The following is an 11,723-nucleotide window of genomic DNA, read 5'->3' as shown; positions in this document are numbered from 1 at the left end:
AACAGTAACGAAAGGCCGCAACCCAACGGAATGCGACCCTCCAATCAATCATTTAACCATAATTCACTTAATATATATGATACCACAAGTTGCGAGTATTTCAAACAAAAGCCCTTATTACTTGACGATCAAATCATTCAGATTACCAACGACCGCTGCTAAGCGAGCCAGGATGGTTAATTGAGCCAGGCGGTTCTGCCGAATAGCCTCGTCCTTATCCATGATCATGTTCTCTTCAAAGTAGGTACTGATCACTGGTGCCAAAGCGCGCAGGGCCGTGAAGTTTTCGGCAACGGTCCGGTTAGCAAACTCCTTCTTGACTCCTTCAACGGCATCGTAGAGTTGTTGCTCTGACGGGTTGACAAAGAGGTCAGGGTTAACGGTTGGCGTCTCAGCACCAAACTTACCCTTCTTGGCAATCCGCAGAACCCGGGTCAATGCCTCAACGGCTCCCTTGAAGTCCGCATCATCCTTATGGTTGTCGATGGTTTCAGCAGCTTCAATCACGTTGGCGATGTCGACACCCTTGGTATCAGTAACTGCATCAACAATGTCGTGGCGTAACTTCTCACCGGCAAACAGTTGCTTGATCCGGTCAAGGAAGAACAGGCGTACTTGGTCCTGGTTAGCAGTCAAGTCAAAGTCCGGCTTCAATGCTGCCTCGTCATAAGCCTCAACGATCGCTTCCTGCATCCCCATCAGCGGCAGGTGCCAGTTGCGGTCATTAATAATCCGGACAATTCCGAAAGCCTGCCGCCGCAGTGCGTACGGGTCGTTGGAGCCTGATGGAATCATGCCAACGGCGAAGAAGCTCATGATACTGTCAAGCTTATCAGCAATTGCCAGGATTGCCCCGAGCTTGGTCTGTGGCAATTCACCCTCAGCAGAGATTGGCATGTAATGTTCCCGGATAGCTACGGCAACGTCATCCTTCTCGCCGAAAATCTTGGCATAAATTTCACCCATGATCCCCTGGAGTTCGGCAAACTCGCCAACCATCTGCGTCGTTAGGTCAAACTTGTAGATGTGAGCCGCCCGATCAAGGTCTGCCAGTTCGGTATCATCCAGGCCAAGCCGTTCACCAATCAAACGGGCGATCACGGCGACCCGCTGCATCTTGTCATACATTGAACTGATCTTGTCATGGAAGCTGACCCGCTTGAGCCGTTCAACGTATTGGTCAATGCTGATCTTTTGGTCCTCTTCAAAGAAGAACTTAGCATCTTCCAGCCGTGGAACCAGCACCCGCTCGTTCCCCTTAATCACGTTGTCCAGGTGCGCGCTATTCCCATTACGGACCGCAATGAAGTGTGGCAAGAGCTTGCCATCGTGATCACGAAGGTAGAAGAAACGCTGGTTATCTTTCATCGAGGTGATCAAAACTTCATCAGGCAGAACCAAATACTTAGGATCAAAGGAACCGGCAAAGGCAGTTGGCCATTCGACCAGGTTGTTAACCTCTTCCAGCAAGTCAGCATCTTTGTCGATTACCCAGTTGTTTTCTTCAACGATGGCATCAATCTGGTCAGTAATGACCTGCTTACGCTTAGCAGCATCTGCAATCACAAACTGATCGTGGAGGGCATCCTCGTAATCCGTCGCCTGGCTCAGCTCAATGTCGTGACCCAAGAAACGGTGCCCACGGGTCGTCCGACCGGCCTCAACGTCTAAAATTTTGAAAGGTACGACCTGGTCATTGAGCAAGGAAACCAACCAGCGAATTGGCCGGATAAACTGAAGGTTGTTGTAGCCCCACTTCATCAGGGTTGGGAAAGTCATCGCCGTGATGACATCTGGGAGACCCTTTAAGACTTCAGCAACCGGCTTTCCGGCAATATGTTTCTCCACAAAAACGTATTCCACACCCTTGATGTCCTTGAACTCGATGTCGTCGACCGTGGCTCCCTGGCCGCGGGTAAAACCGATCGCGGCCTTGGTCCAGTTACCATCGGCATCTTGAGCAATCTTTTTAGCTGGGCCCTTCACGGACTCGTCAACGTCTGGCTGCTTGTCAGCCAGGCCGTCGATCAAAAGGGCCAGGCGCCGTGGGGTTGCGTATTCCTTAATGCTGTCAAAGGAAATCCGTTCCTCCTTTAAGTAGTCGGCCACCCGCTTATGCAATTGCTTAATGCTTGGCGTTACCACGTGAGCTGGCATTTCTTCAACACCGACTTCTAATAAGTATGAATTAGCCATGTTACTTGTCCCCCTTCTGTGCCTTGGCAGCCCGTTTTGCTGCCCGCTGCTTTTCCTTTTCCGCTCGCTTAGTGTATTCATCAAGCGTCTTTTGCCGAAGTTTTTCGTCGTGAATCAATGGGAAGCCCCGCTTGCGACGTTCTTCAACGAAGGCCTTGGCAATGGATTTAGCCATGATCCGAATCCGGTGCAGGTAACCAGCTCGTTCCGTGACGGAAACTGCTCCCCGCGCATCAAGCAGGTTGAAGGTGTGGCTGCACTTCAGAACATAGTCATAGGCCGGGTGAACCAGACCGAGCTTGATCAGGCGCTTAGCTTCTGTTTCGTAATCATTGAAGGCCTGCAGGAGCATTTCCTGGTTGCTTTCCTCAAAGGCGTACTTGGAATGTTCATACTCTGGTTCCTTGAAGATGTCACCATATAAAACGCCATCTGCCCACTCCAGGTCGTAGACGGAATCGACGTTTTGGATGTATTCAGCCAGCCGTTCCAAGCCGTAGGTAACTTCTGCGGCAACCGGGTTCATCGGTAATTCACCAACGACCTGGAAGTAAGTGAACTGGGTGACCTCCATTCCGTCAAGCCAGATTTCCCAACCAACCCCGGCACAACCCATTGAAGGGTTCTCCCAGTTATCCTCCACAAAGCGGATATCGTGTTCCAGGGGCTCGATGCCGAGTTCCCGCAGGCTGCCCAGGTAAAGGTCCTGGATGTTGTCCGGTGATGGCTTCATGATCACCTGGAACTGGTGGTGTTGGTACAACCGGTTCGGGTTCTCCCCATACCGACCGTCCGCTGGCCGCCGTGATGGTTCAACATAGGCGGCGTTCCATGGTTCTGGCCCGATTGCCCGCAGGAAAGTGTAAGGACTCATGGTCCCGGCACCCTTTTCATTATCATAAGCCTGCATCAGCATGCAGCCTTGCTTAGCCCAGTATTGTTCAAGCGTAAAGATGATGTCTTGGACACTTAGCTTCTTCGTTGTCATCGTTATTCTTCCCTTCTCTAAATAAAAAGGTCCCTTCAGTTACTAAAATAGTAACTGCAGGGACGAGTTTAATTCGCGGTTCCACCCTGCTTTTTTGCATTTCTGCAAAACAGCTTAGTTCATCCAGCTGATAGAGGGCCCGTGGTGGTGAGCCAGTCTGAGGCTTTCACTCTCCCCCATTCGCTGCATTGGCACTGACCACCATTAATCTCCGTCATGGCTGTTTGTATTCAATTGAAGTGTTTCTTAAATACGTACCTAATAATAGATAAAGTCCCTTTGAAAGTCAATCATTTGACGATAAATTTCCCATCTTTTGTTCCCAACGGTGCATTTCATCGATAAAGTGCTTGCTCTTGAGCTTTAAGCCGACCTGATCATCATAGATGGTGTCGATAACCGCCTGGATGCGGCGTTTAGTGACCGGGTTAATATTAATCGTGCGGACCTTCTGCAGGTTGGCGTGGGCCAGGCGTTGTAAGAAGTAGACCGTTCGCCGGTCAAGATGCATCCGGTGCGGGTCCAGGTACCAGTGACGGCTGCACAGCATCCCTCCAGACTGTTCTGAAAAGTCAAGGAGTCCCTGTTCCTGGCCGCAAACGACACACTGGTCCCAATTAGGCGCCACCCCAAACATGACCAACAGCTGGATTTCAATAATGTTAGCAACCACCTGCTCATCGACGCCCTGATCAATCCGTTCCAGGGCCGCAGCGACCTGGTTAAACCAGCCGCCAATCCCGCGCCCATCGGGAAAGGCATGGTCCACCAGGGAAAGAATATAGGTTGCGTAGGCGTTCTTGCTGATGTCGGCAATGATATTTCGGTACTGGTGAGTCTCACTGGCAACGTTGATAAAACTCAGCCCATCATCAGCTAGTGAGCCAATGTAGCTGCCATGGGTAAAAGGCAGGATATCGGCTGCAAGCCGAAAGCCGCGTTTCTTTGCACCCTTGATAAAGAACATTGCCGGGCCGATCTTATCGGTCAGCATCTTAACCAGGAGGTCCCGCTCTCGGTAGTCTTGTCGGTAAATAATGATTCCGTTAAAGTCAGTTACTTCCCGAGCCACGGTCACTCCCCCTTGTTCTAGTAGTCCTTATTCCGGTAACCGTAGTCCTTGAGCATGGCGGACTTGTCACGCCAATTTGGAACCACCTTGACCCACAGTTGCAAAAAGACCTTGTCGCCGAGCAGGTGCTCGATGTCCTGACGGGCCATCGTCCCAATCTTTTTAAGCATCTGCCCCTTCTTGCCGATGATGATCCCCTTTTGGCCAGGACGTTCGACGATGATGTTCGCCGAAATATGAATGTGTTCTTCGTCTTCACGTTTAATCGAGGTCACATCAACGGCCACTGAATGTGGAACTTCCTCCCGGGTCAGCATGAAGATCTTCTCCCGGATCATCTCCGCAATCACGAAGCGCTCCGGGTGGTCGCTGATCTGGTCAGCTGGGTAATATTGTGGGCCGTGCGGCAGACCGGCAATGATTTCGTTTAACAGGTTGTTGACGTTGTTGCCCTGCAGTGCTGAGACTGGGACCACTGCCTTGAACGGCAGGGCATCCTGGTATTGGGCCACGATATCCGGCAAGTCATTGGGACTCACCTGATCGATCTTGTTAACTACCAAGTAGATTGGCTGTTTAACCTGCTTGAGCCGATTGATGATAAAGTCATCGCCAGGTCCCCGCTTATCCGTTGCACTGACAACAAAGAGAACTGCATCGACTTCATCCAGGGCCGACATTGTTGACCGCTCCATGAAGTCACCCAGCTTGGTAGCGGGCTTATGAACCCCGGGCGTATCGATGAAAATGATCTGCGCTTCCGGGCTGGTGTAGATTCCCTGAATCTTATTACGGGTGGTTTGGGCCACATTACTCATGATGGCGACTTTTTGCCCCACAATGTAGTTTAACAGCGTTGATTTGCCAACGTTTGGCCGGCCAATCAGGGCAACAAAGCCGGACTTGTATTCTGGATTATCCATTTATCATTACTTCCTATCTAATAATTAATGCATAGAACCGTGGCAAGAAGATGATCAGCCCCACTGCAACTGCAAACAAGGCAGCCAGAAGAACTCCCCCGGCGGCAACGTCCTTAGCCTTCTTAACGTTGATGTCGTAGTGGTGATTGGACAGGAGGTCGGTGACCGCCTCCGTGACCGTGTTCAAGAATTCCGCAGCAAAGACCAAGAAGATCACCAGCAGGATCCATAACCAGTCGGTCGTGCTGATCCGCAGGTACCAACCGACAATGACCGCCAGCATCGCCGCCAGAACGTGGAAGCGCATGTTGCGTTCTTCTTTGAGCATCGCCACGATCCCGTCAAAGGCGTGGCCCATTGCCTGAAAGAGGTGGTGGTTCTTGGTTACCTGATGGTTATCGTGTGAGCCCATATTCATCGAGAATCTCCCGTTGCAAGGCAAACATCTTCTTCTCATCATCCGGCCGTTCATGATCATAGCCGTTTAGGTGCAGGAAACCGTGAACCAGTAAGAATCCCAGTTCACGTTCTGTTGAATGGCCGAGGAACTTGGCCTGTTCAGCAACTTTGTCGACCGAAATAAACAGGTCCCCTAAGTTGATCGGTAGCTCGGCCGCCAATTCGGGATCCATGATAATCGGTGATTCGTCGCCGCTCTCCTCCGCCGCAAAGCTAAGCACATCGGTAGCCCGATCAACGCCCCGGTACTGGGCATTGATCTTCTTGATTGCCGGATTATTCATCAAAGTCACCGACATCTCCGTGCTGTCTGCCATGTCGAGTTTCTTGGCAGCGAACTGGAGGATCTCCTCGATGAATTCTCGCTGCCATTGGCTGATGCCGTTACTTGTCTGATCGTAAATTGTCAGATCCATCTGCTTGCTCCTTTGCTTTTTCTGCCTTCTTCGTAGTTGCTTCTTCGTAAGCCGTGATGATTCGGGCAACGACGGGGTGCCGAACCACGTCCTCAGAACTGAAGGTCACGAACTTAATCGACCGCACATCCTGCAGGATCCGTTGCGCACTGACCAGTCCGCTACGCACACCATGTTTCAAATCAATCTGCGAAATATCCCCGTTGACGACCATTTTGGAACCGAAGCCAAACCGGGTCAAGAACATCTTCATCTGGGAATTGGTCGTGTTCTGAGCCTCATCCAAAATAATGAAGGCCCCGTCTAGCGTCCGTCCCCGCATGTAGGCCAGGGGGGCAATCTCGATGACGCCGCGTTCCATCAACCGCTGGGTATGGTCTGGACCGAAAATATCGTTTAACGCGTCATAGATCGGCCGCAGATAAGGATCAACCTTCTCTTGGAGGTCACCAGGCAGAAAGCCGAGGCTCTCCCCTGCTTCCACAGCCGGACGGGTAATGATGATCCGCTCGACTTCGCCTCGTTTCAGGGCTGCCACCGCCATGGCCACCGCCAGATAGGTCTTCCCAGTCCCGGCTGGACCGATCCCAAACGTGATATCGTTATGCTTCATGGCGTTGACGTACTGGCGCTGGCCGAAGTTCTTCACCCGAATGGCCCGACCACGCCGGTCCTTGATGATGGTCTCGCTATACAGGTCGGCAAAGTATTCCAGCGTCCCCCGGTGGGCCATCTTCATTGCACTGACAATGTCGGTACTGTGGATCCGGATTCCTTGGTTCAGCAGGTCGATCAGGGCATGGAAGACGTCCACCGTCATCTTGACGTCTTCCTCTTTTCCTTTCACCTTCAGGTTGCCGCCAAACGGGTTGATGGTCACATCCATCCCCTGTTCGATCAGACTGACAAACTTGTCTTGCGGGCCGAGGATCCCGACCTCGATCTCAGGAGTGTCAATCTGAAATGTTTGTTCAATCTCGTCGTTCTTTTCTACCAATTAAGCATGTTCCCTTCTAGTAGTTAATAATCTGCAATTGATTATATCACAGCCGGTCATAATCAGATAATACTAAACAACGGCAAAGCGCGCTCCCGCAAAAATAAAAGGATAGCCGGGCAAACAAGTTGCTGACTATCCTTAACTGCTGACTATTGTTGGTTTTGGGCGATTATTTTTCTAGCGGCCGCGAGCTGCTTTTCTACTTGATCAAAGCCGGTTCCGCCAAGGGAATGACGACGGGCAACCGCAACGTGTGGCTTGAGTACTTCATAAACATCAGCAGTGATCTTCGGGTTGATCTGTTGGTACTGGTCCAACGGAATATCCGCCAGGTTCGTCCCGGTCTTCAAGCCCTTCAAGACCAGCTCACCGACGATCTCGTGTGCTTTTCTAAAGGGAATCCCCTTCGTCGCCAGGTAGTCGGCCAACTCAGTGGCGTTTGAGAAATCGTGGTGGGTGGCATGCTCCATCCGCTTCTTATTGACGTGGAGGGTCTGGATCATCCCCGTCATCACCTTCAGACTCGGGATAATCGTCTTGACGGCATCAAAGATCCCTTCCTTGTCCTCTTGCATATCCTTATTATAGGCCAGCGGCAACCCCTTCATCACCGTCAACAGGCCCGTCAAGTCACCGAAGATCCGCCCCGTCTTCCCCCGAATCAGTTCAGCCATATCCGGGTTCTTCTTCTGCGGCATAATTGAGCTTCCCGTTGCATATTGATCAGCCAGTTCAATGTAGCCAAACTCGTAGCTGCACCAATAGATCAGCTCCTCACACAGCCGCGAGAGGTGGACCATCAGGATGCTGGCATTGCTCAGAAATTCCAGGGCGAAGTCCCGGTCCGAGACCGCGTCTAAGGAATTGGCATAGGGGGCACTAAAGCCCAGAAGCTGTGCACTCAGCTGCCGATCAATCGGGAAGGTCGTCCCCGCCAGGGCCGCCGCCCCGAGCGGTGAAAGATCCGTGTGCTTCATATTAAATTGAAACCGTTCCACGTCCCGCTGAAACATCTGGAAGTAGGCTAGCAGGTAGTGGCCATATGAGATCGGCTGGGCGTGCTGCATATGGGTGTAACCAGGCATCACCGTCTTCACATTGGCCGCCGCCTGGTCAATCAACGCCTCCTGCAACTTAACCAGCAAGTCAATGATCTTGGGCAGGCGTTCCTTAACGTAGAGGTGAAGGTCGGTGGCAACCTGGTCATTTCTGCTCCGGGCCGTATGCAGTTTCCCGGCGACTGGCCCGATTTCCTTCGTCAACAGGGCTTCAATATTCATATGAATGTCTTCATTTTCAACCGTGAAGGGAAGCCCTTCACTAGCCAACTGTTTAGCCAGCTTCTCCAGCCCTGCGATGATCTGGTCGGCATCCGCGGCCGACAGGATCTTAGTAGCCTTCAGCATCTTCACGTGGGCTAAAGACCCCATGATATCTTCTTTGGCCATCGCCTGATCAAAGCCGATGGAGGCGCCAAAGCTGTCAACGAGCTGGTCACCCGCGGCTTCAAACCGGCCACCCCACATCTTCTTAATCGGCATTGTGAACCTCCTTGGTCTGCTGATGATTCTGTTGAACTTGTGCGTAGACCTTATCTGGCAGTTCCCAAAGCTTGATGAAGCCGGTAGCCGCTTCCTGATCAAACTCATCGGCCGCCGTGTAGGTAGCCAGGTTCTTATCGTAAAGGGAATTTGGTGACTTCCGTCCTTCACAGATGACGTTGCCCTTGAACAATTTGACCCGAACGGTCCCGTTGACAACACTTTGGGTCTGGTCAATGAAGGCCACCATTGCCTTCATTAACGGGGAGTACCAAAGGCCATTGTAGATGATCTCGCTCATCTTTTGTTCCACGATTGGCTTAAAGTGGGCCACTTCCCGTTCTTGGGTCAGGTCTTCCAGATCCTTGTGGGCCGCCAGGAGGACCGTTGCTGCTGGGCATTCATAGATTTCACGAGACTTGATCCCGACCAGCCGGTTCTCAACGTGGTCGATCCGGCCAACCCCATTTTCACCAGCTACCTTGTCAAGCTTCATAATCAGCTGGTCAAGCGGTTGCTTCTCACTGTTAATGGCGGTTGGAACCCCTTCTTCAAATGAGATTTCCAATGTAGTCGGGGTGTCAGGTGTGTCTTCAATCGCTTTGGTCCGCGCGTAGGCATCTGCCGGAGCCGCTACCCACGGGTCTTCCAGGATCCCGCATTCATTGGCCCGTCCCCAGAGATTTTCATCGATTGAGTATGGGCTAGCCTTAGTGATCGGCACCGGAATGCCGTTATCCTTGGCGTATTGAATTTCTTCTTCCCGTGACCAGTGCCAGTCACGAATCGGGTCCTCAATCTTCATGTCGGGTGCTAAGGCGTGAATACCCGCTTCAAAACGAACTTGGTCGTTTCCCTTCCCAGTGCAGCCATGGGCGATGGCGGTGGCTCCATACTTATTGGCCACTGCAACCAGCTTTTGGACAATCAGTGGACGAGACAGGGCAGATACCAGCGGGTACTTTTGTTCATACATCGCATGGGCCTGCAGAGCTGGCAGGACAAATTGTTCCGCAAAGTCGCGCTTGGCATCAATCACCACCGACTTCCAAGCACCGATTGCCTCCCCCTTCTGCTTGATGGCATCCAGGTCCAGGCCTTCACCGACATCAATACAGCAGGCAATCACGTCATACCCCTTGTTCTTCAGCCAGGCAATTGCAACCGAAGTATCAAGGCCACCAGAATATGCTAAAACGATCTTTTCTTTTGTCATTTATCTCGTCCTCCATTCGCTTGATTTAAGATTGATTATGAATATACGCTTATATTGCATAAAAATCAACAATATTTTAAAATTAATCGTGATTTATGCAAAATATGCAAATATATTGTATATTGAAAAGCCTTAAAAAAGCCCGGCGCAGTGAGCACGAAAGCGTTCACCACGACGGGCAAAATTATTTTTTAGTTTTGGTAGTTAATAGCCTGATCGTTAAGCATTGGGTAGGAAACCAAATCACCGCTGTTTAAGTTAGCATTGCGCATGATAACCGCATTGATTTGGCTGTTTTCATAGGTCGTGTAGTAAAGGGTCCCCGTAGACAGGTTAACGCCATCAGAGTAGATCGTGTACTCAAAAGTATCTGGGGCAACCTCATCCAAACCCTTCTGCTGGTCAACCGCATGGAGAATGTGGAAGTAGTTCGTAACGTTTTCCCGTTCGCTCTTTCCCACCGGTGCATGCAGTTTGGTAAAGGTTTCCTTGACGAAACGGCTTTCGGAATCCATCCCGCCCGGCAGCAGGTGGGAGCCAATTCCCCGGCTGTAATTATTCAAGTCCACCCCAGGAGTCAAGGTGTTGGCCGGTTCCGCTGGTGAAACACTCTGGTAGTTAGCCAGATTAGTCAGCTGCTGCGGAAACTCCGGGTTATTAGTTAATACGCCAACTGGATTATCGTAAACGTGCAGACCCGTCGCGGTTGATTCGACGACAATGGACTTGCCAGACCGGTCCGCAATCAGCCAATGTAGCGGCGACAACTTCAGCTGATCAGAGAAGTTGATGTTGACTAAGTTGAGGTTAGCCAGCAGTTTTTGAGCCTCTGCCACGTTCTTGCATTGGCCGAGGACGTACGGGATAAACTCAAACGGCGAGACATTGTCCTTGCCATCTTCCACGTCAAAGAAGTGGGCAGGGCCATCGAAGTTCAGGCCAGCCATCCCCAGCCCCTCTTCGTTGGCGCCATCAAAGTACAGCGGGTAGTTATCCTTAACCAGGGCCACCCCGATGATTGCGTAATGATGATCCATAGTTGGCATCTTCCGGAAGTTGAAAGCATAGTCCCGGGGAGTAATCACAACTTGTTGGCCAAAGGAAACTTCCAGGTCCAGGTTGCGACCAAAGTAACCATCACCAGCATTATAAATAATTGAAGTACACACCTTATCTACCTCCAAATAATTATTCAGCCTGTATTTTAACACTAAATAATCACAATCTCCCTATTAATGCAATTATTAGAAAAATTACAGGCGCAAGTCAGCAAAATCGCCTAAAACGCACCCTATATTAGAGCAAAAAACGGCCAGCCCGTATCGAACGGGACTAACCGTTTAGAAAATCAAATTACAGGTTGCTCAGTGTTTCCTTGACAGCCTGGTTAACCAGCTTACCATCAGCTTGTCCCTTGACCTTTGGCATTACGGCCCCCATGACCTTGCCAAAGTCTTTCATGCTGGCGGCGCCAACTTCTTGAACAGTTTCGCTGACAATCTTCTTGACGTCATCTGCAGAGAGCTGCTTTGGCAGGTACTTCTCAACGACCTTCAATTCGTTGTTGGTCTTATCGATCAGGTCTTGCCGGCCCGCCTTCTGGAACTCTGCCAATGATTCCTTGTGCTGCTTGTATTCCCGTGACATTACGGCAACTTCCTCATCGGGCGTCAGGTCGTGTCCCGCTTCAATCTGGGCATTTTGGACCGCTGCCTTCAACATCCGGACCACTGCTAGGGTATCCTTGTCCCGGTCCTTCATTGCCGTAATCATATCTGTTTGTAATTGCTTCAATAAACTCATTGTCTTCTCCTCCAGTCAAAAAAAGCTCCCACCACCAAAGGTAGGAGCAAACATTTTTAGTAACGACGACCACGCTTGTTCTTGCGCTTCCGTGCCGCTTCAGATTTCA

11 protein-coding genes are annotated in these 11,723 nt (G+C 51.0%); all 11 read right to left on the bottom strand.

The genetic code is table 11. The features are described from left to right. Nucleotides 1-117: 117 nt before the first annotated feature. Nucleotides 118-2,196 (bottom strand): glycine--tRNA ligase subunit beta, encoded by a 2,079-nt coding sequence (gene glyS / locus ACI31J_RS05395; protein WP_439773413.1) that lies wholly within the window; start codon nt 2,194-2,196, stop codon nt 118-120. A gap of 1 nt (nt 2,197) precedes the next feature. Then, a complete protein-coding gene (gene glyQ, locus ACI31J_RS05390) occupies nt 2,198-3,184 on the bottom strand; it encodes a glycine--tRNA ligase subunit alpha (RefSeq protein WP_439773412.1) in 987 nt (328 codons plus the stop codon). A 286-nt stretch (nt 3,185-3,470) separates the two neighbouring features. Next, the gene (gene recO / locus ACI31J_RS05385) at nt 3,471-4,256 is read right to left on the bottom strand and encodes a DNA repair protein RecO (protein WP_439773411.1); all 786 of its coding nucleotides are present in this window, start codon (nt 4,254-4,256) and stop codon (nt 3,471-3,473) included. A gap of 17 nt (nt 4,257-4,273) precedes the next feature. Then, nucleotides 4,274-5,179, bottom strand: coding sequence for a GTPase Era (gene era / locus ACI31J_RS05380; protein ID WP_439773410.1), 906 nt, complete (start codon nt 5,177-5,179; stop codon nt 4,274-4,276). A 13-nt stretch (nt 5,180-5,192) separates the two neighbouring features. Continuing rightward, nucleotides 5,193-5,591: a diacylglycerol kinase family protein gene (locus ACI31J_RS05375; protein WP_439773414.1), complete on the bottom strand. Its 399-nt coding sequence runs from the start codon at nt 5,589-5,591 to the stop codon at nt 5,193-5,195. Then, on the bottom strand, nt 5,575-6,054 hold the full coding sequence (gene ybeY / locus ACI31J_RS05370) for an rRNA maturation RNase YbeY (protein WP_439773409.1): 480 nt from the start codon (nt 6,052-6,054) through the stop codon (nt 5,575-5,577). The genes ACI31J_RS05375 and ybeY overlap by 17 nt, the downstream gene beginning before the upstream one ends. Further along, nucleotides 6,023-7,051 (bottom strand): PhoH family protein, encoded by a 1,029-nt coding sequence (locus tag ACI31J_RS05365; RefSeq protein WP_439773408.1) that lies wholly within the window; start codon nt 7,049-7,051, stop codon nt 6,023-6,025. The genes ybeY and ACI31J_RS05365 overlap by 32 nt, the downstream gene beginning before the upstream one ends. Before the next feature lie 152 nt (nt 7,052-7,203). Beyond that, the gene (gene argH / locus ACI31J_RS05360; RefSeq protein WP_439773407.1) at nt 7,204-8,595 is read right to left on the bottom strand and encodes an argininosuccinate lyase; all 1,392 of its coding nucleotides are present in this window, start codon (nt 8,593-8,595) and stop codon (nt 7,204-7,206) included. Further along, nucleotides 8,585-9,811 carry an argininosuccinate synthase gene (locus tag ACI31J_RS05355; protein WP_439773406.1) on the bottom strand — a complete coding sequence of 409 codons (1,227 nt, stop codon included), beginning with the start codon at nt 9,809-9,811 and terminating at the stop codon, nt 8,585-8,587. Before ACI31J_RS05355 ends, argH begins: the two co-directional genes overlap by 11 nt. A gap of 191 nt (nt 9,812-10,002) precedes the next feature. Continuing rightward, nucleotides 10,003-10,980 (bottom strand): choloylglycine hydrolase, encoded by a 978-nt coding sequence (bsh, locus tag ACI31J_RS05350; RefSeq protein ID WP_439773405.1) that lies wholly within the window; start codon nt 10,978-10,980, stop codon nt 10,003-10,005. Nucleotides 10,981-11,164: 184 nt separating this feature from the next. Further along, nucleotides 11,165-11,614, bottom strand: coding sequence for a GatB/YqeY domain-containing protein (locus tag ACI31J_RS05345; RefSeq protein WP_439773404.1), 450 nt, complete (start codon nt 11,612-11,614; stop codon nt 11,165-11,167). Nucleotides 11,615-11,723 lie beyond the last annotated feature (109 nt).

Source organism: Limosilactobacillus sp. (assembly GCF_051873075.1).
Classification (GTDB): domain Bacteria; phylum Bacillota; class Bacilli; order Lactobacillales; family Lactobacillaceae; genus Limosilactobacillus.
This window is presented reverse-complemented; position numbering and strand designations above follow the sequence as displayed.